General features: G+C 60.5%; 22 protein-coding genes and 1 pseudogene. 15 read left to right on the top strand and 8 right to left on the bottom strand.

Features of this window, described 5'->3' with window-relative positions; genetic code table 11:
- Nucleotides 1-59: 59 nt before the first annotated feature.
- The 3 genes from Q8O69_RS17905 to Q8O69_RS17895 are packed head-to-tail and all read left to right on the top strand — an operon-like array spanning nucleotide 60 to nucleotide 4,982.
- Nucleotides 60-1,130, top strand: a complete 1,071-nt coding sequence (locus Q8O69_RS17905; RefSeq protein WP_305593563.1) for an HlyD family secretion protein — start codon at nucleotides 60-62, stop codon at nucleotides 1,128-1,130.
- A complete protein-coding gene (rbbA, locus tag Q8O69_RS17900; RefSeq protein ID WP_305593562.1) occupies nucleotides 1,127-3,856 on the top strand; it encodes a ribosome-associated ATPase/putative transporter RbbA in 2,730 nt (909 codons plus the stop codon). Before Q8O69_RS17905 ends, rbbA begins: the two co-directional genes overlap by 4 nt.
- A 1-nt stretch (nucleotide 3,857) precedes the next feature.
- Nucleotides 3,858-4,982 carry an ABC transporter permease gene (locus tag Q8O69_RS17895; RefSeq protein WP_305593561.1) on the top strand — a complete coding sequence of 375 codons (1,125 nt, stop codon included), beginning with the start codon at nucleotides 3,858-3,860 and terminating at the stop codon, nucleotides 4,980-4,982.
- Nucleotides 4,983-5,058: 76 nt separating this feature from the next.
- On the opposite strand, the gene Q8O69_RS17890 is transcribed toward Q8O69_RS17895, so the two are convergent.
- Nucleotides 5,059-5,382 carry a hypothetical protein gene (locus tag Q8O69_RS17890; RefSeq protein ID WP_305593560.1) on the bottom strand — a complete coding sequence of 108 codons (324 nt, stop codon included), beginning with the start codon at nucleotides 5,380-5,382 and terminating at the stop codon, nucleotides 5,059-5,061.
- A gap of 341 nt (nucleotides 5,383-5,723) precedes the next feature.
- A complete protein-coding gene (locus Q8O69_RS17885; RefSeq protein WP_305593559.1) occupies nucleotides 5,724-6,635 on the bottom strand; it encodes a DUF2971 domain-containing protein in 912 nt (303 codons plus the stop codon).
- 424 nt (nucleotides 6,636-7,059) lie between these two features.
- Here Q8O69_RS17885 and Q8O69_RS17880 point away from each other — a divergent pair, with 424 nt between their 5' ends.
- Nucleotides 7,060-7,755: a tRNA (adenine(22)-N(1))-methyltransferase TrmK gene (locus Q8O69_RS17880; protein ID WP_305593558.1), complete on the top strand. Its 696-nt coding sequence runs from the start codon at nucleotides 7,060-7,062 to the stop codon at nucleotides 7,753-7,755.
- Nucleotides 7,756-7,783: 28 nt separating this feature from the next.
- Here the strand turns inward: Q8O69_RS17880 and Q8O69_RS17875 are convergent, their stop codons facing one another.
- Both Q8O69_RS17875 and Q8O69_RS17870 read right to left on the bottom strand, forming a co-directional pair.
- Nucleotides 7,784-8,557: an SDR family oxidoreductase gene (locus Q8O69_RS17875; RefSeq protein WP_305593557.1), complete on the bottom strand. Its 774-nt coding sequence runs from the start codon at nucleotides 8,555-8,557 to the stop codon at nucleotides 7,784-7,786.
- The gene (locus Q8O69_RS17870; protein WP_305593556.1) at nucleotides 8,554-8,883 is read right to left on the bottom strand and encodes a nuclear transport factor 2 family protein; all 330 of its coding nucleotides are present in this window, start codon (nucleotides 8,881-8,883) and stop codon (nucleotides 8,554-8,556) included. The genes Q8O69_RS17875 and Q8O69_RS17870 overlap by 4 nt, the downstream gene beginning before the upstream one ends.
- Nucleotides 8,884-9,000: 117 nt before the next feature.
- Between Q8O69_RS17870 and Q8O69_RS17865 the strand changes: the two genes are divergently transcribed.
- Nucleotides 9,001-9,918: a LysR family transcriptional regulator gene (locus Q8O69_RS17865; protein WP_305593555.1), complete on the top strand. Its 918-nt coding sequence runs from the start codon at nucleotides 9,001-9,003 to the stop codon at nucleotides 9,916-9,918.
- Between the two features lie 28 nt (nucleotides 9,919-9,946).
- Here Q8O69_RS17865 and Q8O69_RS17860 read toward each other — a convergent pair whose 3' ends face one another.
- Nucleotides 9,947-11,386 (bottom strand): HD domain-containing phosphohydrolase, encoded by a 1,440-nt coding sequence (locus tag Q8O69_RS17860; protein ID WP_305593554.1) that lies wholly within the window; start codon nucleotides 11,384-11,386, stop codon nucleotides 9,947-9,949.
- A gap of 89 nt (nucleotides 11,387-11,475) precedes the next feature.
- Here Q8O69_RS17860 and Q8O69_RS17855 point away from each other — a divergent pair, with 89 nt between their 5' ends.
- The 7 genes from Q8O69_RS17855 (at nucleotide 11,476) to Q8O69_RS17825 (ending at nucleotide 18,010) form a co-directional block, all read left to right on the top strand.
- A complete protein-coding gene (locus tag Q8O69_RS17855) occupies nucleotides 11,476-12,249 on the top strand; it encodes an alpha/beta fold hydrolase (protein WP_305593553.1) in 774 nt (257 codons plus the stop codon).
- Between the two features lie 297 nt (nucleotides 12,250-12,546).
- Nucleotides 12,547-13,443, top strand: coding sequence for a LysR family transcriptional regulator (locus Q8O69_RS17850; protein ID WP_305593615.1), 897 nt, complete (start codon nucleotides 12,547-12,549; stop codon nucleotides 13,441-13,443).
- A 3-nt stretch (nucleotides 13,444-13,446) separates the two neighbouring features.
- Nucleotides 13,447-14,349, top strand: a complete 903-nt coding sequence (locus Q8O69_RS17845; RefSeq protein ID WP_305593552.1) for a LysR family transcriptional regulator — start codon at nucleotides 13,447-13,449, stop codon at nucleotides 14,347-14,349.
- Between the two features lie 151 nt (nucleotides 14,350-14,500).
- Complete coding sequence (locus Q8O69_RS17840; RefSeq protein ID WP_305593551.1) at nucleotides 14,501-15,130, top strand: glutathione S-transferase; 630 nt, start codon at nucleotides 14,501-14,503, stop codon at nucleotides 15,128-15,130.
- Between the two features lie 52 nt (nucleotides 15,131-15,182).
- Nucleotides 15,183-17,243 carry a pyridoxamine 5'-phosphate oxidase family protein gene (locus tag Q8O69_RS17835; RefSeq protein WP_305593550.1) on the top strand — a complete coding sequence of 687 codons (2,061 nt, stop codon included), beginning with the start codon at nucleotides 15,183-15,185 and terminating at the stop codon, nucleotides 17,241-17,243.
- 14 nt (nucleotides 17,244-17,257) lie between these two features.
- A complete protein-coding gene (locus Q8O69_RS17830) occupies nucleotides 17,258-17,488 on the top strand; it encodes a hypothetical protein (RefSeq protein WP_305593549.1) in 231 nt (76 codons plus the stop codon).
- 45 nt (nucleotides 17,489-17,533) lie between these two features.
- Nucleotides 17,534-18,010 carry a nuclear transport factor 2 family protein gene (locus Q8O69_RS17825; RefSeq protein WP_305593548.1) on the top strand — a complete coding sequence of 159 codons (477 nt, stop codon included), beginning with the start codon at nucleotides 17,534-17,536 and terminating at the stop codon, nucleotides 18,008-18,010.
- Nucleotides 18,011-18,193: 183 nt separating this feature from the next.
- Here the strand turns inward: Q8O69_RS17825 and Q8O69_RS17820 are convergent, their stop codons facing one another.
- Nucleotides 18,194-20,326, bottom strand: a complete 2,133-nt coding sequence (locus tag Q8O69_RS17820) for a P-loop NTPase fold protein (RefSeq protein WP_305593547.1) — start codon at nucleotides 20,324-20,326, stop codon at nucleotides 18,194-18,196.
- A gap of 274 nt (nucleotides 20,327-20,600) precedes the next feature.
- On the opposite strand from Q8O69_RS17820, the pseudogene Q8O69_RS17815 reads away from it, so the two are divergent.
- Nucleotides 20,601-20,771, top strand: a pseudogene (locus Q8O69_RS17815) (LysE family translocator); the annotation flags it as partial.
- 76 nt (nucleotides 20,772-20,847) lie between these two features.
- Here Q8O69_RS17815 and Q8O69_RS17810 read toward each other — a convergent pair.
- The gene (locus Q8O69_RS17810; RefSeq protein WP_305593546.1) at nucleotides 20,848-22,557 is read right to left on the bottom strand and encodes an amidase; all 1,710 of its coding nucleotides are present in this window, start codon (nucleotides 22,555-22,557) and stop codon (nucleotides 20,848-20,850) included.
- A gap of 89 nt (nucleotides 22,558-22,646) precedes the next feature.
- Nucleotides 22,647-23,351: a glutathione binding-like protein gene (locus Q8O69_RS17805; RefSeq protein WP_305593545.1), complete on the bottom strand. Its 705-nt coding sequence runs from the start codon at nucleotides 23,349-23,351 to the stop codon at nucleotides 22,647-22,649.
- A gap of 135 nt (nucleotides 23,352-23,486) precedes the next feature.
- Here Q8O69_RS17805 and Q8O69_RS17800 point away from each other — a divergent pair, with 135 nt between their 5' ends.
- Complete coding sequence (locus tag Q8O69_RS17800; protein ID WP_305593544.1) at nucleotides 23,487-23,924, top strand: HIT family protein; 438 nt, start codon at nucleotides 23,487-23,489, stop codon at nucleotides 23,922-23,924.
- Nucleotides 23,925-24,051: 127 nt separating this feature from the next.
- Complete coding sequence (locus Q8O69_RS17795; protein WP_305593614.1) at nucleotides 24,052-24,477, top strand: 3-isopropylmalate dehydratase; 426 nt, start codon at nucleotides 24,052-24,054, stop codon at nucleotides 24,475-24,477.
- Nucleotides 24,478-24,492 lie beyond the last annotated feature (15 nt).

Raw genomic sequence — 24,492 nt, 5'->3', positions numbered from 1 at the left:
ACGGTGTGACGCCGAGTGTCGCAGTAGCCAATTCCTTTGTTTAGAGACTCAAGGTCATTATGTCAGTCAGCCGAAAATGGATCTTTCCTGCCGCCAGCGTTGCCGTCGTGGCCATTATCGCCGGCCTGCTCTGGTACACCCTGCGCCCCGAGGGCCTGGGGGATGGCTTCGCCAGCGGTAACGGACGGATTGAAGCCACCGACGTTGACGCGGCCAGCAAGCTACCGGGGCGCATCGCCAGCATTGAGGTTGAGGAGGGCGAGTTCGTCGAGGCCGGGCAAGTGATTGCGCGCATGGATACCCAGGTACTCCAGGCGCAAGTGCTGCAGGCCCAGGCGCAAATGCGCCAGGCGCAAAACAGCCAACTGACGGCCAGTGCTCAGGTGCGCCTGCGCGAGAGTGAGAAAGTCACCGCGCAGGCCATCGTGCGCCAGCGCCAGGCGGAAGTGTCTGCCGCGCAAAAGCGCCACGCCCGCAGCGCGATCCTGGTCAAACGCAATGCCATGGCGCAGCAGCAACTGGATGACGACCTTGCCCGGTTGCAAAGCACCCAAGCCGCTCTGGCGGCCGCAGAGTCCCAGGTTATTTCGGCTGAGGCGGGCATTGCCGCCGCACAGTCCCAGGTGATTGAGGCGCAGTCGGCTGTGGAGGCCACCCAAGCCAGCGTCGAGCGCTTACAGATCGATATCGAGGACAGTCAGCTCAAGGCGCCGCGCGCAGGGCGTGTGCAGTACCGCATCGCCGAGCCGGGCGAGGTGATCGGCGCAGGCGGCAAGGTGCTTAATCTGGTCGACCTGAGCGATGTCTACATGACCTTTTTTCTGCCCGAGCAGCAGGCCGGTCGGGTAGCGCTGGGCGCCGAAGTTCGCCTGGTGATCGATGCCGTACCGCAGTATGTCATTCCGGCCAAGGTCAGCTATGTGGCCAGCGTCGCCCAGTTCACGCCGAAAACCGTGGAAACCGCCAGCGAGCGCGAAAAGCTGATGTTTCGGGTTAAAGCACGGCTTGATCCAGAACTGTTGCAGCGCCACCTCACTCAGGTGAAAACCGGCGTACCCGGCGTCGCTTATCTGCGGCTTGACCCACAGGCCGAGTGGCCTGCAGAACTGGCGATCAAGGTTCCGCAGTGAGCGCGCCTGCAGCGCCAGTCGCGCAGCTGCAGGATGTCAGCCTGCAGTACGGCAAAACCTGCGCCCTCAAAGCCGTCAGCCTGGAAATTCCCGCGCAGTGCATGGTTGGTTTGATCGGCCCCGACGGTGTGGGCAAATCCAGCCTGCTGGCGCTGATTGCCGGCGCACGCAAAATCCAGAGCGGGCAGATCGAGGTGCTCGGCGGCGACATGGCCAGCCGCGCTCACCGCCGGCAAGTCTGCCCACACATCGCCTATATGCCCCAGGGGCTGGGCAAGAACCTCTATCCGACGCTCTCGGTGATCGAGAACCTGGACTTCTTTGCCCGCCTGTTTGGCCAGGCCGAGTCCGAACGCAAAACCCGTATTGCCGAACTGCTGCGCAGCACGGGCCTCAGTGAATTTGGTGAGCGGCCGGCGGGCAAGCTGTCCGGCGGCATGAAGCAAAAACTTGGGCTGTGTTGCGCGCTGATCCACGACCCTGACCTGCTGATCCTCGACGAGCCGACCACGGGCGTCGACCCGCTGTCGCGTAACCAGTTCTGGGAATTGATCGAACGCATTCGCCAGCAGCGCCCGCAGATGAGTGTGCTGGTAGCCACCGCCTACATGGAGGAGGCCGAGCGCTTCGACCATTTGCTGGCCATCGATGACGGCGCCGTATTGGCCACCGGCAGCCCGGCCGAGCTGCTGCAACGCACTCAATGTTCAAGTCTGGAAGAGGCGTTTATCGCCCTGATGCCGGAAGCCAAACGCCAGGGCCATAAGCAACTGGTGATCCCGCCACGCCCGGCTGGCGAACAGGATATTGCCATTGAAGCGCGCGACCTGAGCATGTGTTTTGGCGATTTTGTTGCGGTCGATCATGTTGATTTCCGCATCGAGCGCGGGGAAATTTTCGGCTTTCTCGGCTCCAATGGCTGCGGCAAAACCACCACCATGAAGATGCTCACCGGCTTGCTGCCCGCCAGCGAAGGGCAAGCCCTGCTGTTCGGTCAGGTGGTCAATGCCAGCGACATGGCCACGCGCAAGCGGGTCGGCTATATGTCGCAGTCATTCTCGCTGTATGCCGAGCTGAGTGTGCGGCAGAACCTGGTGTTGCACGCCCAGCTGTTTCACGTACCGGCCACGGAGATAGCAGGGCGGGTGACTGCCATGGCTGAGCGTTTTAGCCTTGGCGACGTTATGGAGCAGCTGCCCGAGCGCCTGCCGCTGGGTATTCGTCAGCGTCTTTCACTGGCTGTAGCGGTTATCCATAAGCCAGAAATTTTGATCCTCGATGAGCCGACGTCAGGCGTCGACCCGATTGCCCGTGATGTGTTCTGGCAGATGATGCTCGACCTCTCGCGCAATGACGGTGTGACGATATTTATCTCCACCCACTTTATGAACGAAGCCCTGCGTTGCGACCGCATCTCCTTGATGCACGCCGGCAAAGTGCTAGACAGCGACACGCCCAAGGCCCTGATGGCCAAGCGCGGCCTGCGAACCCTGGAGGCGACTTTTATCGCCTATCTGCAGGATGCCGTCGGCGAAAAAGCTCAACAGCCCGCACCAGAAGCGGCGGCTCCAGCAGCGCAGGCCAATACGCTGAAACGCAAGCGCTTCAGCCTGCTGCGCCTGTTCAGTTATACCCGCCGGGAAGCCCTGGAACTGCGCCGCGACCCGATTCGCGGCAGCATGGCGTTGCTCGGCAGCCTATTGCTGCTGTTTATCATCGGCTACGGCATCAGCCTGGATGTCGAGAACCTCACCTACGCGGTGCTCGACCGCGACCAGACCACCACCAGCCAGGCGTACGCCCTCAACCTGGCCGGCTCGCGCTACTTCATCGAGCAAGCGCCGCTGCGCGATTACGACGAGCTGGACCGGCGCATGCGCAGTGGCGAGATCAGCCTGGCGGTGGAAATCCCGCCCAACTTCGGTCGTGACCTCAAACGCGGTGGCGTACCGCAAATCGGCATGTGGCTCGACGGCGCCATGCCGATGCGCGCCGAAACCATCAAAGGCTATGTGATGGGCCTGCATGCCGGCTACTTGCAGGAGCTGGCCCGCCAGGACAGTGCGTCAACCCGTAGCAGCCTGCCGACCCTGGAAGTGCGCTACCGCTACAACCCGGATGTGGAGAGCCTGAATGCCATGGTGCCGGCGGTGATTCCGCTGCTGCTGATGCTGATTCCGGCCATGCTGACCGCCCTTGGCGTGGTACGCGAAAAGGAGTTGGGCTCGATCATCAACCTGTATGTCACGCCGGTCACCCGCCTGGAGTTTCTGCTTGGCAAACAACTGCCTTACATCGCCCTGGGCATGCTCAATTTTGTGCTGCTGGTGATCGCGGCGGTGTGGGTGTTCGATGTGCCGCTCAAGGGCAGCCTACTGGCTTTGCTAACCGGTGGCCTGCTGTATATCAGCTGCGCCACGGCCATGGGCTTGCTGATGTCGACCTTTACCCGCAGCCAGATTGCTGCGGTATTCGGCACGGCCATCGTCACCCTGATTCCGGCCATCCAGTTCTCCGGGCTGATCTACCCGGTGGCATCACTCGAAGGCTTTGGCGCGCTGGTTGGGCAGATTTATCCCACCTCGCACTTTCTCATCATCAGCCGTGGGGTGTTCTCCAAAGCGCTGGGTTTCACTGAGCTGTACAGCTATTTCATGGCGTTGCTGATTACCATCCCCGTCCTGCTGGCACTGTGCACCAGCCTACTGAAAAAGCAGGAGGCCTGAGATGGAACAGCTGGCGAATATCTACCACCTGGGGCTCAAGGAACTGCGCAGCCTGCAACGTGACCCTGCGCTGCTCTTGCTGATTATCTGGGCCTTTACCCTGGGCATCATCACGGCGGCCACGAGCATGCCGGAGAGCCTGCACAACGCCTCGATTGCAGTGGTCGACGAAGACCGCTCACCGCTCTCGGCACGCTTGATTGATGCCTTTCAGCCGCCGTTTTTTCGCACGCCGCAACGTATCGAACTGAGCGAAATGGATCACGGCATGGACTCCGGGCAGTACACCTTCACCCTCAATATCCCGCCGGATTTCCAGCGCGATGTACTTGCCGGGCATAGCCCCGCGATCCAGCTCAATGTCGATGCCACACAGGTAAGCATGGCATTTACCGGTGCGGGCTATATCCAAATGATCGGCGCCGAGGAAGTCAGCGCGTTCTTGCGCCATTACCGTGCCGATCTGCCGCAGCAGGCCGCATTGGCCGTGCGCGTCGCGTTTAACCCAAACCTGACGCGCAGCTGGTTCGGCTCGGTGATGGAGGTGATCAACCAGATCACTATGCTGTCGATCATTCTCACGGGCGCGGCACTGATTCGCGAACGCGAACACGGCACCATCGAACACCTGCTGGTGATGCCGGTGACGCCACCCGAGATCATGCTGGCCAAGGTCTGGTCGATGGGCTTGGTGGTGCTGCTGGCCACTGCGTTGTCGTTGCTGCTGGTGGTGCAAGGCTGGCTGCACGTGCCGATTGCCGGCTCGCTGCCGCTGTTCTTGTGCGGCGCGTTGCTGCACCTGTTCGCGACTACCTCAATGGGTATTTTCTTCGGCACCGTCGCGCGCTCGATGCCGCAATTGGGCCTGTTGATCATTCTGGTGCTGATCCCGCTGCAGATCCTTTCCGGCGGCACCACACCGCGCGAGAGCATGCCCGAGCTGGTGCAGCAGATCATGCTGGTGGCGCCCACCACCCACTTCGTCGATCTGGCCCAGGCGATTCTCTATCGCGGCGCCGGGTTTTCGACTGTTTGGCCGCAGTTCCTGGCAATCATTGCCATCGGCGCGCTGTTCTTTGCCGGCGCGCTGCTGCGCTTTCGCAAGACGCTGGCACAGATGTCCTGAGGGTGGCGCAGCGAGTGCTTACGCCACCACGGGGTTTGCGAGTAGTTGGCGACAGATAGAAATTGGCCCGCCGCGCTTAAACGAATACCTGCCGAGCCATCCCGCGCGGGATGCGGTTTCTACCCGGCAGTTGCTCCAGGCGCTGCTGCCATTCGGCGCGGGGTTTCAGGGTTGCGGTTGGCTTTACCATTTCAGCCGCTGCAGCAGCCTTCGCCGCTTTTGCGGCGGCTCTAAGCTCAGCAAGACTGGGGGTTTTACGGACAGGTTCGGCAGTGCCTTTTTCAACGCTGCGCAGGCACAGCTTGCATGAAACCTGAGTGACATCCTGGGTGCTGCTCAGGTTCGAGCCCGTGCGTCCACATGCGACATTTTCCGCGGACGCGGTGTAGTGAATAGCCAACGTGTTGTCTCCTGCATTTTTGGGGCGCGGGATTCTACACGCTTCGGTTCGCACGCCAACTGCTTATTGCGGGGCGAGGCGGAGCTAGGGGGGATGAGGGCCGAATAGTGGCGGCAGGTCGAAGCATGCGCAGTGGTTGGTGGCAACCCTTTTGCCCTGGGTTTTCACTTCACTGCGACAGTTGTTGGGCGGAAGGCGCCGGTTGTCGTTGCTCGGCACATGCACGGATTTACTTCGAGTAATGAGAGGATATTAGGAATACTTTTGTTATTGGGCCGAGTTTCCCGGCAATCGTCCGAATCGCTGCTGGGATTAAGGGCGCTACTCCGTGGCGCAGATCCTCAAACTGCGTTGATGGGGGAAAGTTCAAGTTGGAAGGAGTGATTGGCAGGGGCCGCCTGAAGTATTTCTGCATGTGGATAAAAGTGTCTGAGAATCGACGATAAAGCCATTTTTTGTTCAATTGGCATGCGGCAGCCAAACACGGCACCTGTAAGTTCTCTAGTGCCAAATTTTCTATCTTCATGAGGGGCGTGCTTGTTGCGCCCGTCCCCTGCAAAAATTCGCCACTCATTTTCATGCTTCCATGCATCCGACTTTGTATAAATCAATGTGTTGATTCGTTTGGTAGTGTCGAAAGTAATTAATCCAGCCAAAAAGTCGGAAAGTTCGTTTTCCTCAAATAGCATCGGGATATCAGGCGTGTAAGACATTTTATGTGCCATTTGATATGGGCTATCTGCCCCCGGCTCATTCTGGAATCGCAATACTACGCCTTTGTTGCTGTCGGCATAATAGGCCCACATAAGTTGATTGGTAGGTGAGTCTGTCAGGCATAATATTTTGCTCGTGGAAAGATGCTCTCTTGTAGCTTGGTGTGTTTGGTGTATGTTTTTGTCGAGTGCCGCGAATGATTTTTTTATGCCCTCATCCATTTTTTTTATAAAATGCTGCTTTGATATTCCTTGGATATGTGGTCTCAGAATATTAATTGCGACTGACATTTGGTTTTTTGGATGGCCGATGAGTTCGCCCGTAAATACCTTCCATAGTTTTTCTAGAGCATTTTGGAGCACTGCGTTACGGTCAAAGTTAATACTAAGGTCGAACTGGATGTCGTACGGGTCATTTAATGTGGCTGGAGTGCTCCAGCGGAGGGTCTGGTTTTCAAGCACAATTTTTGCAGTGCTATAAGTCATGTATTTATAAAAAGCTTCAGGCATTGTCTCGGGCTCTGACGGACTGATGGACATGGTGCCATCATGGCTCGTCCTACGAGTTAATGTGAACCACCCTGGTTTAAATACAAGCTCGAATTGTTGCCCTTGGCCGATTCTGTTGAAAAAGTTCCAGCGCGATTTTTGTCCATGAAAGAGCATTAGCGACGTTGAAGTCTAGTTCGATCAGACGACGGAGCTGTCTTGGTTTTTACGTAGCAACGCCGAAATTGAGCGATTTATGAGCTGCCAAAAAAGTTCTTTCAGCGGCCGACTGTTTTCAAAAGAATCGGCCGCTAACAACCCATCCCTAATTTTCGTTATTGGTTTCCCCCTAATCATAGGTTCGGGCATGCACATATCGCTGGTCACCGCAATTTGCCATACACGGTATTGCTCGACAGAATCGCGCCCCGATTCGGCTTAATGGCCGGACGTCGAGGCTGAGAAGGGGCTGGGGTTGAACGAGCAGACATTGTCTATGCGCCTGGAACGTGTGGCGGCGTATGTGCCGGCAGGGGCGCGGTTGGCGGATATTGGCTCGGATCACGCCTATCTGCCGGTGGCGTTGATGCGCCGTGGGGCTATCGAGGCTGCAGTGGCGGGGGAGGTGGCGTTGACGCCGTTCCACGCGGCCGAACGCAGCGTGCGTGAAAGCGAGCTGAGCCAGCGCATCAGTGTGCGTCTGGCAGATGGGTTGGCGGCGATTGAGGCGGGCGATGCAATCACGGCAATCAGCATCTGTGGAATGGGCGGCGAGCGGATTCGCGACATCCTCGATAGCGGTAAAGCTCGCCTGAGTGGCCAGGAGCGTTTGATCCTGCAGCCCAACGGCGGCGAGCAGCCGCTGCGCCAATGGCTGATGGAAAATGGCTACCGCATCCTCTGTGAGGAGGTGCTGCGGGAGAATCGCTTTGCCTACGAAATCATCGTGGCCGAGCGTTCTGGCCCGGTGAGCTACAGCGCCGAGGAGCTGTACTTTGGCCCGCTGCAGATGCAGACGCGCAGCCCAGCGTTCCTGGCCAAGTGGCAACGCATGTTGCGTCTAAAGCAGCAGACCCTGGCCGACTTCGCTCAAGCGCGGCAGGCGGTGCCACAGGAGAAAGTGCAGAAGGTCGCTCAACAGACGCAGTGGATTACTGAACTGCTGGCGTAAGCCGGCCTCAGGCGGCGAGTGTGCAGCGCTAGACCGTCGGCACTGTTCCTCCATCGATTACAAATTCACTGCCAGTGATGGCGGCTGCGCGGGGCGAGGCCAGAAAGGCAATCAGGTCAGCCACCTCTGAGGGCTTGGCAGGGCGGCCGAGCGGAATACCGCCGAGGGCATCCATGATGATCCGTTTCCCTCCCTCGTAATCGGTCCCGGCTTCCTGCGCCAGCCGCTCGGCCAAGGCCACCGAGGCTTCGGTTTCAATCCAGCCCGGCGACACCCGCACCACACGCACACCTTGTGGTGAGACTTCTTTCGACAGGCTTTTGCTGTAGGTCGACAGCGCCGCCTTGGCCGCTGCATAGGCCGTGGTGGCTTCGGGCAAGGGCAGGCGGTTCTGAATCGAGGTCACATGGATGATCACCCCGCTCTGGCGCTGCAGCATCTGCGGGAGCAGGGCGCGATCCAGACGCACGGCCGGCAGCAGGTTCAGATCGAGTTCGCTTTGCCACTGTGCGTCGTCCAGTACCGCAAAGCCGCCGCTGGGGGCCGACGAACCGCCCAGGACGTGGACGATGATGTCCACAGCGCCCAGCCGTTGCCTGGCTGCGGCGACCAGGGTTGCGCAGCCTGCCGGGGTCGCGAGGTCGGCCTGTACGAACAGCTCAGCCGGCAGATCGCTGCTGGCCTGTCGGGCGCAAGTCAGCACCTGTGCCCCTTCGTCAAGAAACAGCTCGACTACCGCGCGGCCGACGCCTTTGGTGCCGCCGGTGACCAGCACGCGTTTGCCGCTCAGGTCGAGGTTCATGGCGCAATCTCCAGCGTGCGGATCTGGCCGTCCTGCAGCAGAAACACATGATTCAGTTGCAGCGGGCTGCCGGGGAAGTTCCCGACCAGACGCGCCGTCACAGTCAGCGAATCGTCATTCTGCGTCGCCGCCAGTGGCTCGACGCGGTAGGTGAATGTCTGGCGGGTTTCCTGTTGCCAGGCTTCGATGGCGGCAATGCCCTGGTGTGTGCGGTTTTCGTCGGTCACGCTGGCGTCCGTGTAGAAGCAGGCGGCAAGGCGCGAGATGTCACCGCCATTGCTGACATCAAAGTAGGTCTGTACGGCGTCAGGCAGGTTCAGGTTCATGGCCTGATCTCCTCTCACAGTGGGTTGGGATTCACGACTGTGATCTTGCCGCTCGATGGATAGTTTGCTCAACTGGGACAGCTGTTAATGACATATCCCGAAAATCAGGACAATCACATGGCAGATTCGCGCCTTGGTCTCAATGAGTTGGAAGCGGTGCTGGCTGTAGCGCGCCGTGCCTCGTTTCGCCAGGCGGCCATCGACCTCGATGTGTCGACCACGGCCTTGAGCAACACCATTGCCAAGCTGGAGGCGAGCCTCGAAACGCGGCTGTTCAATCGCACCACCCGCAGCGTGTCGCTGACCGAAGCGGGCGCGATGTACCTGGAGCAGGTCGGCCCGGCGTTGCAGGACGTGCGGGCAGCGCTGGAGGCGGTGCGCTCGCACAATGCCGGGCCGTCGGGAGTGTTACGCATCAATGCGTTCGCCAGTGCTGCTCGCTCAGCGTTGCTGCCGCTGGTGCTGGCGTTTCTGCAGCGTTACCCGAAGGTGCATATCGACCTGGTGACCGAAGGCCGCTTGGTGGACATAGTCGCCGATGGTTTCGATCTGGGCGTACGGGCTGAGAGTCTTGTGCCCAGCGATATGATCGTGATCCCGCTTGGCCAGCCGCAGCGCTACGCCGTGGTCGGCTCGCCCGCGTACTTTGCCCAGCACGGCCGGCCGCGTAGCCCAGCGGACCTGCTCAAGCATCCGTGCATCCGCATCCGCTTACCCAATGGGGCGATTTATCCCTGGCATTTTGAGCGCGCGGGTGAGGTGATCCGGCTTGATGTGAGCGGCCAGCTCACTCTGGACGAGCCGAGTGTCGCCAAGGCGGTGGTGCAGGAGGGCGTGGGGCTGGGCTTTTTTATGCAGCAGGACGTTCAGGCTGAACTCGACGCCGGACAGTTCGAACGGGTGCTGGAGGAGTGGACGCCGCCCCGTGACAACCTGTGCCTGTACTATCCGAACCGACGTAACCCGTCCGCTGCGCTCAAGGCATTCACCGCCCTGGCACGCGGCAATCTGCCGAGCAAAGATCCGCGGGGGTAATTCACCGACTGCCCACCGCAGCCTGCTATCAGGCGATCAAACCCAGGGTCAGTCCCTTCAAGGTGGCGGCTGCGCGGGTGGAGCAACCCAGTTTGCGGAAAATGCTTTCCATGTGGGTGCGCACGGTGCTCGGGCTGATCTCCAGTCGGCGCGCCACTTCCTTGTTGCTAGCGCCGCGGCTGATTTCCAGGAGGATGGAGCATTCGCGGGTGGTAAGCAGCGCGCTCTTCGGCTGCGGCAGCCGGCGTTCGCCGCGTGCGGCTGCGATCACCGCTTCGCAGATGTCGCCGTCAAACAGGCCGCGGCTGGCGTCCTGTTTGAGCAGCCGCGCTGCCTCCGATTCGCTGTGGGCGGGTCGCCAGGGCCTGGCGCTTCTTAACGCTACCCAGGCGACAGCGCTGGCGAGTAGGCGATACTCAGCGCGCTGGGCATCGGCCGACGCGCCGCGAAAGTAGCCGCTGCCGTCGAGTCGTTCGTAGGCATGGGCGGCAATTTCACCAGGGATGGTCAGCTCACTGATCTGTCGTGATGCCTTATGCGTCCAGTAGGGGACGAGGTGGATGCGCTCTGTGGCGCCGTAGGGTAGCGGCCCGGCAGTGTTCCACAGCTGATTGGAGACGGCTGCGCGGCCCAGGCCATGGATCAGCGCCGCCTTGCCAATCTCGGTCTGGGCTGGCTCCGACAGCCCCCACAAGCGCGCGGCCTCGACGGCAATCAGCGCCACCTGCCGGGAATAACCTGCCAGCCAGGGCAACTTCAAATCGATCACGTCACCCACCAGGGTCAGTGATACGGGGCGTTCGAGCCTGGTGCCGTCCAGCCCGTCGGGCGGTGTTTCCAGTTCCGCCAACCATGCCTTGGCATTGCTCACCAGCAGCGCGGCGAGGGCGGCGGGGTAGCGGCGGTCGGCCTGTTGGCTGATCCAGTTCAGCGCGGCGTCCAGGCCATGGGCGCGACAGAGGATGTCCAGATCCCCGGCCAGCACCACCTGGTAGGTCACGTCCGGGATGTGCTCATGGCTTACGCCAAACGGCCGACCGGTGCCGTCATAGGTTTCGAATATCCGACACAAGCCTGAGTCGACGGCCTCGCCGAGCTCGAGGGTTTTCGCGATCTGCGCAGATACCTCGCAGTGCACCACAGCGAGTGGAGCCGCCTGGTGCACGGCGTTCATCTGTTCGGCGCCTAGGGTCTGGTCGAGCATCGCGCGGCGGCCATCGACATCATTGCCCAGCAGATGGGCGAAGCCATCGGCGTTGGCGGTGCAGCCGGACCAACGCAGCAAGGCGACCTGCTGCGCCGTCGTCAGATGGTCGCCGTCGCCGTGCATGGCGCGGGCCAGCATCTGCGCCAAGCGGGCAACGCGTTGGGAGTGGCCGAGTGGCTGGCCCATGCTGAGGTCGCCGACCTGGGAGATAGCCGCCAGTGCCCCGCTCAAGGAGATGTCGAATCGCAACGCGCTAGCCATAAGAAAAGCCCCAGGGTCGGATAAATGACCGATACCCGCCAAGCATGTGGGTCCGCAGAATTTGAGCTCCCAACACAGGAGTTCACCCCATGAAAACATTCAAGTCGCAACTCGTCACCGCCGCCTTCGCCCTGGCCAGCACCTTCGTGGCGAGTGTCAGCCAGGCAGGCGAGGCAACGCCTTCGGTGGTCATCGTACACGGCGCCTTCGCCGACGGCTCTGACTGGGCCAAGGTGGTGCCGTATCTGCAGGCCGAAGGGGTTGCCGTGACGGTCGTGCAAAACCCGCTGACCTCGCTGGCCGATGATGTTGCCGCCACGCAACGCGTGCTGAACAACCAGTCGGGCAACGTGGTGCTGGTCGGGCATTCATGGGGCGGCACAGTGATCAGTGAAGCCGGCGCCCATGAGAAAGTCAGCGCCCTGGTGTACATCGCTGCCTTCGCCCCCGACGCTGGGCAATTCACTGGCGAACAGGGCAAGGGCGCGCCCACACCTCCCGGCATCAGCCAGATCAAGGCAGACAGCAACGGCTTCCTCTACCTGACGCCAGAAGGCATGGCCAAGGACTTCGCCCAGGACCTGCCGGCGGCACAAACCGCTGTGATGACCGCGACCCAAGGCCCGATCAAGGCATCGGCTTTCGATGACCGCACCACAGTCGCTGCCTGGAAGACCAAACCGTCCTGGTACCTGCTCGCCACTGACGACCGCATGATTCACCCCGACGTGCAGCGCTCCAGTGCCAAGCGTATCGGCGCCACCTTGATCGAAGTAAGCGCCAGCCATGTGCCGCAGCAGTCGCAGCCGGCCGCAGTAGCCAAGGTGATTCTCGAAGCGGTACGCAGTGTCGATGCGCAGTGATTGTTGCTCACCGATAAGGTGCATAAAGCGCGGTAATACGTAGGGTGGGTTAGGCGCGAACCGGGTTCAGATAAACACCACCGACGCTCAACGCGCCGTAACCCACCCTACAAAGTCGGCCTGCACAGATAATGGGTACATAGCCAAAAATGAAGCGCTTAACCTCTCCCGGATGTGCTCGCAGCCACTGCATCGTTTCAGCAGTAGGCTGTGAGCAGGCGCTACGCTAGTAGCGCTTTATGCAATTCTTAAAGCCAATCTCGACGTTGGGCGGTGAGTGTGGATAGGTTTCAGGAGATGAAGGTGCTGCTGGCCGTTGCCGAGGCGGAAAGCTTTGCCGGTGGCGCCAAGCTGGTGGGCATGTCGCCGCCCAGTGTGACCCGGGTGATTGCCGGTTTGGAGAAGCGCTTGGGTACGCTGCTGCTGGCGCGCAGCACCCGTAGTTTACGCCTGACCGAGGCGGGGCGGCGTTATGTGGAGGATTGCAAACGCATCCTGCTGGAGCTGGAAGAGGCCGAAGAGTTGGCCACCGGCAGCAGTATTCGTGCACGGGGTAATCTCACCGTGACGGCGCCGGTGATGTTCGGCGAGCTGTACCTGATTCCGCTGATTACCGAGTACCTGTCGGCGCATCCGCAGGTGACGATCAATGCGCTGTTGGTGGATCGCCTGGTGAATATGGTGGAGGAGGGCGTGGATGTCGCCATCCGTATTGGCCAGTTGCCGGAAACCGGTCTGCAGGCCATCAAGGTCGGGCACATCCGCCCGGTTATCTGCGCCGCGCCGGCCTTTCTCGAACGCTTTGGTCGACCGCAGGAGCCCAAGGAGGTTATGGCTGCGCCCATCGTGATGTCGTCCGCCAGCAGCCTGCTTACTGATTGGCAGTTCAACCTGGGCAGCAGCTCTCTGACCCTGCATCCCAAACCGCGTCTGCTGGTGAGCTCCAATCAGGCGGCGATCAATGCCGCATGCCTGGGCTGGGGGCTGACGCGGGTGTTGTCGTATCAGGTGGCTGAGCGGGTGGCCAAAGGTGAGCTGGAGATCATTCTCGATAGCTTTGAGGCCGCGGCGCTGCCGGTGCATGTGCTCTATCAAGGCGGCGGACGGGTGCCGGCCAAGGTGCGCACCTTTGTCGACTTTTGTGCCAGTCGTTTCCTGCAGGACCCGGCGCTGCAAAAGGTCGGGAGCGCCTAGCGCATGAGCCGCTATCAGCAGATGCAGGTGTTCGCAGCCGTGGTGCAAGCCGGTAGCCTGGCAGCGGCGGCGCGGCAGCTGGCGCTTTCCCCTGCGACCATCATGCGCAGCATTGCCGCACTGGAAGCACGGCTGAACAACCGCCTGCTTATTCGCGGGCCGCGCGGCGTCGAGTTGAGCCCGACGGGCGAGCAGTTTGCCGTCAGCTGTCGACAGATTTTCGAACAAGCCGCGGTTGCCGAACGCTCCGCCGCCGGCCTGCATGCATGCCCTGCCGGTCGCTTGACCCTGTCGTTACCGATGCTGATGGATCAGCAGGTATTGATGCCTATCGCCCTCGATTATCTGGCGGCGTTCCCCGACGTGCAGCTGGTTACCCGGGCCAGCGAAGGCGTGCCCAAACTGCTTGAGGAAGGCATTGATATCGCCCTGGTGGTGGGCCATTTGCCGAACTCTTCCGGGTTCGCCATGCCGGTGGGTAGGGTGCGGCCGATTGTCTGCGGCGCTCCCGGCTATTTGGCAAAGTGGGGGCGCCCGCAGACGCCGGATGACCTCAAAGCACACCGCGCGGTATTGACCACAGCCAGCGGCCAGCACAACGAATGGCGCTTTCGCTGCGAGCGCGCCACGCGACTGGTGAGGCCCGCGCCAGTGCTGACCTGCACCACCCAGCGCGCGGCCATCCATGCCGCAACCCTGGGATTGGGGCTGATTCGCTGCATGAGCTACGAGGTGCACCATGAAGTGCGCAGCGGCTTGCTTGAGCCGGTATTGAGCGGCTTTGTTAGCCAGGACCTGCCTGCACAGTTGATCTACCGCGACGGCCGCCGGGCCGAGGCACGGGTGCGCACTTTTATCGACTTCGCCACGCCCAGGCTGCGCGCTCATCCGGCATTTCTTGGCTAACAGCCGCATTCTTTTGCAAAACGAAATTATGCATTGCTCTGCATGGTGATTCTGCTTAGCCGCGAGTGAGCGCAGCATGAACCTACCAGCGCAAAAGCCGCCAACCCGGTTTGACGCCGCTGACTACCCTGACCCCATACGGAGCCGCACCATGTCTCAGCCAGCTATCAAACTTTATCGTGTCCCGCTTTCAGGCCATGCCCATCGCGTCGAGCTGTTGCTGTCACTGCTGCAGCTGCCCACCGAACTGGTATTTGTCGACATCCCCAATGGGGCACATAAAAAGCCTGAATTCCTCGCGATCAACGCTTTCGGCCAAGTGCCGGTTATCGACGACAACGGCACCATCCTCAGCGACTCGAATGCCATCCTGGTTTATCTGGCGAAGAAATATGGCAAGGGCGCCTGGCTGCCTGAAGAGCCTCTCGCGGCGGCGCGTATTCAGCGCTGGCTTTCAGTTGCGGCCGGCCAACTGGCTTACGGCCCGGCATCTGCGCGGCTGATCACGGTGTTCGGCGCACGATTGAATACCGAGGAAGTGATCGCTCGCTCCCACGTCCTGCTCAAAGTGATGGATGGAGAACTGGCCAGCACGCCTTTCCTGGCGGGCGACAGCGCCACCCTCGCTGATATCGCCAACTACAGCTATATCGCCCATGCCCCGGAAGGCAATGTCTCGCTGCAGGCCTACCCGAATGTGCGCGCCTGGCTGGAGCGGGTCGAAGCCCTGCCAGGTTTTGTGCCGATGCAGCGAACTGCAGCAGGTCTGCAGGCAGCTTGAGTCCGCCACAGGCTGCCGGGCCTCCCGGCAGCCGTCTTGAGGAGCGCATTGCATGGATCATCTGCCCAAACACCGTCGCTCGCCCTGGCATGCCGGGGAAAAAACGCTTCAGGAAACCTACGGCGTCTCCGAACGGCTGGAGGTAATCGGGCAGAAGGTTATTCGCGATTACATGCCCGACCAGCACCGCGAGTTTTACCAGCAACTGCCGTTTATGCTGGTCGGCGCGGTCGATGCACAGCAGCGACCCTGGGCGACTCTGCTTGAGGGGCCGGAAGGTTTCGTCACCTCGCCCGATCCGCAGCAGTTGCTACTGACTGTACAGCCTGATGCGCAGGACCCGGCCGCTGCCGGCCTGCAACCCGGCCAGGCCATTGGCCTGCTCGGCATCGAACTGCATACGCGTCGGCGCAACCGCATCAACGGGGTGATCCAGCAGGTGTCTGCCGCTGGCCTGGCTGTGGCGGTCGAGCATTCCTACGGCAACTGCCCCAAGTACATCCAGGCCCGCAGCTATAGCCGCACTACGGCGCCGCTGAAGCAGCGCGCCGCGCGCGAGGATTTCACCGCGCTGAATGCCCGCACCACCGAGATGATCCGCGCGGCTGACACCTTCTTTATCGCCAGCTACTTCGACCATGACGCGCACAGTCGCTCGGTGGATGTTTCACATCGCGGCGGCCGCGCCGGCTTTGTCAAAGTCGAAGGCAATCGGCTGACCATCCCCGATTACGCCGGCAACCTGTTCTTCAACACCTTGGGCAACCTGCAGGCCAACCCTGTCGCCGGCTTGCTGTTTGTCGATTTCACTACGGGCGACCTGCTGCAACTCACCGGGCGCACTGAGCTGATTCTCGATAGCCCGATGATCCACGCCTTTGAAAGTGCCGAGCGTCTGTGGACCTTCGAGGTTGAACAGGCGGTATTGCGCCCGGCTGCCGTATCGCTGCGCTGGGAATTTCACGACTACGCGCCGACCAGCCTGGCCACCGGTAATTGGGCTGACGCGGACGAGAAACTGCGGCAGAACGAGCAACGCCGACAGTGGCAACAATGGCGCGTGACCCAGGTGCAGCAGGAGAGCCAGGACATCCGCTCGTTTTATCTCCAGCCGCTGGATAAGTCGGCGGTGGCGTTCACCCCTGGGCAGCATATGCCGCTACGCCTGCAAACAGCTGGTGCTGAGGCACCGCTGATCCGTACCTACAGCGTTTCCAGCGCGCCGTCTGACGGGCATATCCGCATCAGCGTCAAGGCCCAGGGGCCGGCCTCGTATCACCTGCACCAACAGGTGCAGGTGGGCGATGTGCTGGAGGTTCGCCCGCCGATGGGCAGCTTCACCCTAAGCGAGGAAACCGAGCGTCCGGTGGTGTTGATCGCTGCCGGGGTTGGCATTACACCTTTGCTCTCGATGATCCGCGAGCTGGCCGCGCAGAATGTTCAGCAGCAGCGGCAACGCCATGTGCATCTATTCCAGAGCGCCAGAACCCTGGAGGACTTGCCGTTTCAGGCCGAACTCAAGGCGCTGCAGCAACGTGATGCCGAGCACCTGCATATCCACCGCGCACTCAGCAGCCCAGGCACTGAGGCGGTTGTTGGCCGTGACTTTGAAATCGCCGGCCGCCTCGACTTTGCCCAGGTCAAGGCGCGGCTGCCGCTGGATGACTACGACTTCTACCTGTGCGGCCCCGGCGGTTTTCTGCAGGCCATGTACGACGGGCTGCGGGCGCTGAATATCCCTGATGAGCGTCTCCATGCCGAGGCATTCGGCCCATCGACGCTAAAGCGCTTAGCCGTTGAACAGTCTGCTGTGCCGATTCAGCTGCCCGCCGCCAGCGCCCCTGTGCCGGTTTATTTCTCCACATCAGCAAAGGAAGCACGCTGGACACCGGGCAGTGGCAGCCTGCTGGAACTGGCGGAAAGCCGGGGTCTTAATCCCGACTTCAGCTGCCGTGGCGGCTCTTGCGGGACCTGCAAAACGCGCCTGGTCAGCGGCAACGTGCATTACCCCAACCCACCGGCGCAACTACCGGAGAGTGACAGCGTGTTGATCTGCTGCGCAGTACCGGCGGAACTGGACGGCGCTATCCAACCCCTGGTGCTTGATCTCTAGTGAGGTGCTGCGACATGAACAGCGAAATACTTGGCGGCTACGACTCGCCCGCAGCGTTGCGGGAAACGCCAGGTGAGTGGGAGGTGAACTATCTGCTGCCACAAATGCTGCCCGGTGCGGAGTACCCGACGTACGCCACGACGGCCTGGCTATCGCACGGATTGAAGCAGCTGTTCGCCGCGTTGCGGACGCCAAGAATGGCTCCCCGGTGGTTCAGTCGACGCGCTGTGAGTGCGCAGCCATAACCCGTTATCGCCTCTCTCCATTTACAAAAAACAGGAGCAACCGCCATGTCTAACGCTGAAATTCGTCAACCGATTCCGCCCTTTACCCGCGAGTCCGCCATCTTAAAAGTCCGCCTCGCCGAAGATGGCTGGAACAGCCGCGATGCGGCAAAAGTGGCCCTGGCCTATACCCCGGATACCCAATGGCGCAACCGCGCGGAGTTCGTCACCAGCCGTGCCGAGGCGCAGGCGTTTTTAGCGCGCAAATGGCGCAAGGAGCTGGAGTATCGGCTGATCAAGGAACTGTGGGCGTTTACCGATAACCGCATCGCCGTGCGGTATGCCTATGAATGGCACGACGACTCGGGCAACTGGTATCGCTCCTACGGTAACGAGAACTGGGAGTTCGCCGAAAACGGCCTGATGGCCCACCGCTTTGCCTGTATCAATGACCTGCCCATTCAGGAGTCCGAACGCAAATTCCGCTGGCCATTGGGGCGTCGTCCTGATGACCATCCGGGGCTGTCGCAATTGGGGCTATAGGTCCAGTCGACTTAGGCTGGTTAGCGTTGCGCGGTAGTGGGCGGTAGTCAGCTTTCGGTCAGGAACGGGCTGTCTGGCTTATAAATAAATCAGTCCCCTTTTTCACTTAGTCCCCTTTTTCACTTTTTCACAACTTGGTGGTTCACCTCGACCAATTCTTACTGGTTTTGCCCTAAAAGTTCTTCAGAAGTTAGCCACGGTGCCATCGCCATATAGCTGCTTTCCTTCTGCGACCGATCTCCAAGCAGCTCGTACCGGGTTCTTAACAGATTCATCACTGAGGCGAGCCTTTGCGTGAGACTGGAGCTCCTTGGAGTCAACGAGGTTACCAACAGCAGAGTTATCGGGGAGAGCATAACTTTGCCCATGGTTGGAGCTGAATGCATGCTTCAAGAAGTGCAGGGCAAATTGATCTAGCGTTGGATCTTGCTGTTTGAGCGCTTTGAACACCTTCTTGGCTAGTGGACTTGGGGCTGACTGCATGATCGTCCAAAGAATACGTGAGGGATCGCATTTGGACCAAAGCGAGCCATTTTCCACTGCCTTAATGGCATTTTTCGTAAATGCTTCAACTGCAGTTTTTTGCTCATCGGGAATGCATTCGAGCGGATTGTCATCCTGATGGCGGTAATAACTCCTGCTCATGAAGTAAGCGGTTGCAGATAGCGACCCAGGATCAGTCGCAATCGAGAGGGCAACTTCACCTGCACTGAAGCCGGAGTGAGGGATCAGATTTTTGATAGCAGAGATAGCCAAGGCATCCGCTGTCATGGACAAGAATTTCCGCGGCTCGCCAGAGCGGGCTGAAGGCTCTTTATCGACCATACGGGCAATTGCCAAGCACAGTTCAAGAGGATCTTCGACCTCCTCTTGTGAGGTTGACTTTGTGATGCTCCCCACCAAGTCGAGGAAACCTAAGCAGTTTTCTGGGGTGAGCTTTGCTTCGATTTCTGTGCGTCTACGGGGGCTAACAACATATTGCCTGGCCTCTACCAGACTTACATCGGTGGTCCCAATTGCCATGCTTAAGGCGATGTTCAGGCGGCTAGGGGCAGCTAGATGTCCTTCGATGTCGATTGAGCGGTCGAATACGGATCTACCACTAGCTTCGGATGATGCTGGGAAAAGGTGATGCACGAGCTTGCGGACTGCATCTGGATTCGGGCTTTTTGCAAACAGCTTGTTCATCTTTTTCCGGTGTACTTTTTCGAGATTGATCTGCTTGCCGCCCACATAGACGGGCGTCTGCTGAGTCGTGAACAAGTCCGGATTCTTTCGCAGTGCGTGATAAACGAGGGGGGCTCGAACCATCAGGCAGGCCAGTCCTAGAATGTCTGCAAGTACGATCTCCCCGCGCAATCCTGGCTCAATAACACTCAAGGTGTTCATTACCCGGGTCACATCTCGTGGATGCTCCAGCAGCTCGCGAAGGCCATAGAAATATAGGGACTGGAGCCGCTCATCCTGGTTCTTGAAGTAGTTCGCGCTCGCTGCATCGGGTAGCGCGTCCAGAGCATTGTTCAGGAGCCGCAAGCGTGCGTGGGCGGAAATCGCTGGTAGAGGAAGGCGGACCTGAACAATCTTATCGAGGTAGCTGGCGGCCTGGGGCACTGTCACTGCCTTCAGGGCGCGGCAGACATAGTCAGGGTCCCAGGCCACCACGTAACCCACATTGGGCAAATGACCTACAGCCTTGATAATCCGAACCATCTCGAAGACTTCGGTTGGGAACAGACGATCTACGTCATCAATGAATACGTAGATCTTTTTATCTAGCTTTCGCAGAGCTCTTTCGAGCCGCTCTTTCTGGCCTTCGATATCGCGCATTTTCTCGTCAGCAAACCCGCCGGCAGCATTACCCCCTGACTCGACAACGGCTTTGACAAGCGATGCCAATGGCTCTGCCCCTGGAACCCATTTCACGAGATCAAAGACCTTGGCGTAGTTGAGCAGAGCCGCCGATGCTTTTTGGGCTTTTGCTGCGTGATCTTGAACGTCGATTGCAGCCGCGATGGCGGCTAGGAATTGGCGAAGGAGCGCATCTCGATCACCGATCAGCCAAGGATTGAAGTGAGCGATTACTGGTGGCTTGCGTGAGTCTCGCTTGAGCAGCTGCTCCATCATGGAGAACACCGATGACTTGCCGCTGCCCCACGGACCCTCAATCGAAAGCACAAACCCTGCCGTCGAAGACACCCGTTGGAGAGCCTTAACCGCGGCGGCAGCAAACCCTCCCCGGTCCAGCATGTCTTGGTCTAGTGCATCTGTTTTCGATAGGGGCTGGTCAGAGTCGATGAACGGAAGCTCTTTCTTCATGGTTGTGATGCATCCGATGCGTAGGGTGGGGCTCATGCTCGGTGACGTGCGCCGGGCTGTCGGAACGGAGGAGCAGTAACAGCAGAATCAGTACAAGGAAAAGTAAGGCTTTCGACATGTGGTACTCAAGGTCTGGGTGATCAACCTTGTTTGTATCCGGCGAGGTAATTTACTTCCACTCAAAGCGCTGCAGATGGTCTCAAGTCCCCTGCGGCTGTAGGTTGGCGTCCCCTCAAGAGTCATGCTGATTGGTAAGGGTAAGGGTCTGCAGGTTGCGCTGCTCTCGCTGGTACTCCTGCTGGTTTCCGTGCCGTGCATGACTCTGTGGGCGTTGCTCGGTGTGGGCAGTGCGCGGGCGTTGGGCTCGCCACAGGCGCTTAGGCGTCTGAACCAGATACTGGCAGGCAGGCTGCTACTTTCTGACTGGTTGGCTGTGCTGCTTTGATAGCCGCGCAATGGCTGCACATTAACAGCAATACAGCGACGGGATTGCCGCCTTGCGCGGCAATCCCGTTTTGCTTCTAACCGCGCGACAGCGGTGGCGTGCGCGGTGGCACCAGGCGCTTCGATCCGGTGGACTCGAACGCAGCGGCAAAGCGCAGCAGGGCCGAGTCGTCATAGGCGCGGCCGGCGAAGGTTAGGCCTGCGGGCATGCCGATATCGGCCATTACGCCCATCGGCACGGTGACGGTGGGCACGCCGAGGTGACGGATGGCCAGGTTGCCGTTGGCCACCCAGACGCCGTTGCTCCAGGCGATATCCGCAGACTCTGGATTGACGTCCGCATCCGCCGGGCCGACGTCGGCGACGGTGGGGAACAGCACGGCGTCGAGGCCGAGGTTATCCATCCAGTCTTCCAGATCAATCTTGCGGGTGTGTTCCAGGCCGCGTAGGCCATCGGCCAGGGTTTCGATCTGCTCCCAGTTCTTCAGGCCGCGCTTGGCCATGTTGACGTATTCATCCATGCCTGCGGCCAGGTCGCCCTCGCGGTTGGGCAGGGTGCCGGGGTCGTGGGGAAAAATCTGCGGGCCGTCGACGTCGGCCAGCTTGTTCAGCTTGGGATCACCGTTGGCGCGCAGGAAGTCGTCAAAGGCCCAGCCGCTCAGCTCCCACAGTTCATCATGCAAAAATTCCGGGGTGACGATGCCGCGGTTGTATACGGTCGGCGCACCGGGGCGGTCGCCTTCGCAGTTGGACACCAGCGGGAAGTCCACTTCGATGACTTCGGCGCCGGCGGCTTCCAGCGCCTTGCGCGCGGCCTCCCACAGGTCGATCACTGAGGCTCGGGTGTGGATGCGCTGGCCGGTTGGGCCACCGATGCCAGGGTTTTCGCTGGTGCCGGCGGCGTCATCCTGGTTGATAAACATGCGCGGCACGCCAAAGCGTTTGCCGGCCAGGGCATCGGCCTTGGCGGCGAGGTCGGCATAGGCGGCGGGGCGCACGTCGGAGGCTTTCGGGATCGCGACCCAAGGCTGCAGGCGCCAGAGGTCGCCACGGTTGTCCGGGTCGTCGGCGACCACGATATCGAGTACTTCGAGCAAGTCGGCCATGGTTCGCGCGTAGGGCACCACCACGTCCATGGTCGGCGTCAGTGGCCAGTTACCGCGCACCGAGATCACTCCGCGCGACGGCGTGTAGGCGCACAGGCCATTGTTCGAGGCTGGGCCGCGACCGCTGGACCAGGTTTCTTCGGCCAGACCAAAGGCAGCAAAGCTCGCCGCTGTGGCGGTGCCGGCACCGTTGGATGAGCCGGAAGCGAAAGGCGCGGTGAGGTAGCCGGCGTTGTACGGGCTTTCCGCCCGGCCATAGACGCCGCGCTGCATGCCGCCGTTGGCCATGGGCGGCATATTGGTTTTGCCCAGGCAGATGGCCCCGGCGCCGCGCAGACGCTCGACGGTAAAGGCATCGCGATAGGCGACCAGGTTCTTGAAGGCCGGGCTGCCAGAGGCGGCGGTGAGGCCCTTGACCAGGTAGCTGTCCTTGGCGGTGTAGGGAATGCCGTCAAGTGGGCCAAGCGTTGCGCCACGGGCACGGCGCGCATCGGATGCCTGGGCTTCCTTGAGCGCATCGGGGTTGCGCACCACCACTGCATTGAGTCGGGTCGGCGTGCCGGCAGCGTCGTAGGCGTCGATGCGGGCGAGGTAGGCCTGCACCAGTTCGACCGCCGTGGTCTGGCCGGCTTCGAGCGCGGCGCGCAGTGAAGCAATGGAAAGCTCGGTTACCTCGATCATGCTGTCACCGCTGGCTGTTGAAGAGGGTTGTTCATATCGGTTCTCGTGGCGCTGTTGGGTACGCGTTGAATAGGTTGCTGGCGGCTATTTTAGCCGCGTGCCGGCGTGGTCAGGCCCTTGATCACCGCCGGGCGGGCGACAAAGGCTTGTAGCACCCGCTGCACATTGCTAAAGCGCTCGAACTCCACCAGCTCGCCGGCCTCGTAGAAGCCCACCAGGTTGCGCACCCAGGGGAACACAGCGATATCGGCGATGCTGTAGTCCTCGCCCATGATCCAGCTACGGCCTTGCAGGCGTTGCTCGAGTACCCCGAGCAGGCGCTGGGATTCGGCGACGTAGCGGTCGCGCGGGCGTTTGTCCGGGTAATCCTTGCCGGCGAATTTATGGAAGAAGCCCAGCTGGCCAAACATCGGGCCGATGCCGCCCATCTGCCACATCAACCACTGCAGGGTTTCGTAGCGCGTGGCGGGGTCCTGGGCCAAGAGCTGGCCGGTCTTTTCCGCCAGGTAGATCAGAATCGCCCCGGACTCGAACAGTGCCAGCGGTTTGCCGCCTGGGCCGTTGGGGTCGAGGATCGCCGGGATCTTGTTGTTGGGGTTGAGCGAGAGAAATTCTTCACTGAGCTGATCGTTAGTGTCGAAGCTGACCAAGTGCGGTTCATAGGCCAGGCCGATCTCTTCCAGCATGATTGAGGCTTTCACGCCGTTGGGCGTGGGCAGCGAATACAGCTGCAGGCGCTCGGGGTGTTGGGCGGGCCATTTTTGCGTAATAGGGTAAGCGGCAAGGGCTGACATGGGCGCTCCGGATTAAGGTGGCGAAAGGCGCAGGATAACGGTGATTGGCCATTTGGTCAGGTTGCAGGTTTTTCCCCGCGCGCAGAAATCGGTATGGTTGGGGCCATCTCAACCCCAGCCCACTGGAGAACCCCGATGAGCCTGCACGGCGAATACGACAACCAGAATATCTTTGCCCAGATCATCCGCGGCGAAGCCCCTTGCTACAAGCTCTACGAGGATGAGGATGTGCTGGCCTTCCTCGATGTGTTTCCGCAGTCCTTCGGTCATACCCTGGTGATCCCCAAGCGCTCGGCGGCGCGCAATATTCTGGACATCGACAGCGACAGCCTGAGCAAGGTGATGGCTGTGGTGCAGAAACTTACGGGTGTGATCATCGACGAGCTGGAACCAGCTGGGGTGCAGGTGGCGCAGTTCAATGGCGCGCCTGCTGGGCAGACGGTGTTCCATATTCATATGCATATCGTGCCGCGCTATGCCGGCGAGACGCTCAGTGTGCACGCCGGCGGCAAGGCGACTCCAGAAGAGCTGGCGGCGCTGCAGACGCGTCTGCTCAAGCGCATCGCCAGCTGATAAAACCCTGGCTGTGGCGGCGTGAAAGTCTGTACTTGAGGCCGGCCGCGCCAGGGGCAATACTCAAGCCGTTTTGGCTGTTTCTCTTTGCTGTTTTCTGCGCCCATGGAGGGCTTCCATGCGTCATATGCGATTGATTTGTGCCGTTTTACCGCTGTTGCTGTTGGCCGGCTGTTCGTCCTGGAAGCCCGCGCCAGAGGATGTCAAACCTGTGCCAGCGGACCGTTTGTTGGGCTATCAGGAGCCGCTGGGGCGGGGCGGAGAGTTGCAGGTCAATCGTGATGTTGGCGGCATGGGCGGTGGTTGCTATGTAGCCGTTCTGGTCGACCGCAAGGTGGCCGCGCGCATCGGCGTGGGCGAGCAGGTGCGTTTTCAGGTGCCGGTCGGCACGCGGGTGCTGAGCATTGGTATCGATGAGATGGACGACACCCTGTGCGGCATGGGCCGCCTGCGTCGTGAGCTGGCGGTGAAGGTCGAGCCGGGCTCGCAGCAGAACTTCCGTATCGTCAGCGATAACCGCAAAGGTTTCGACATCCTGCCGATTACCCAGTAACGCGCAACGCGCCGG

The sequence above is a fragment of the Pseudomonas sp. genome (assembly GCF_030690725.1).
Classification (GTDB): Bacteria; Pseudomonadota; Gammaproteobacteria; order Pseudomonadales; family Pseudomonadaceae; genus Aquipseudomonas.
This window is presented reverse-complemented; position numbering and strand designations above follow the sequence as displayed.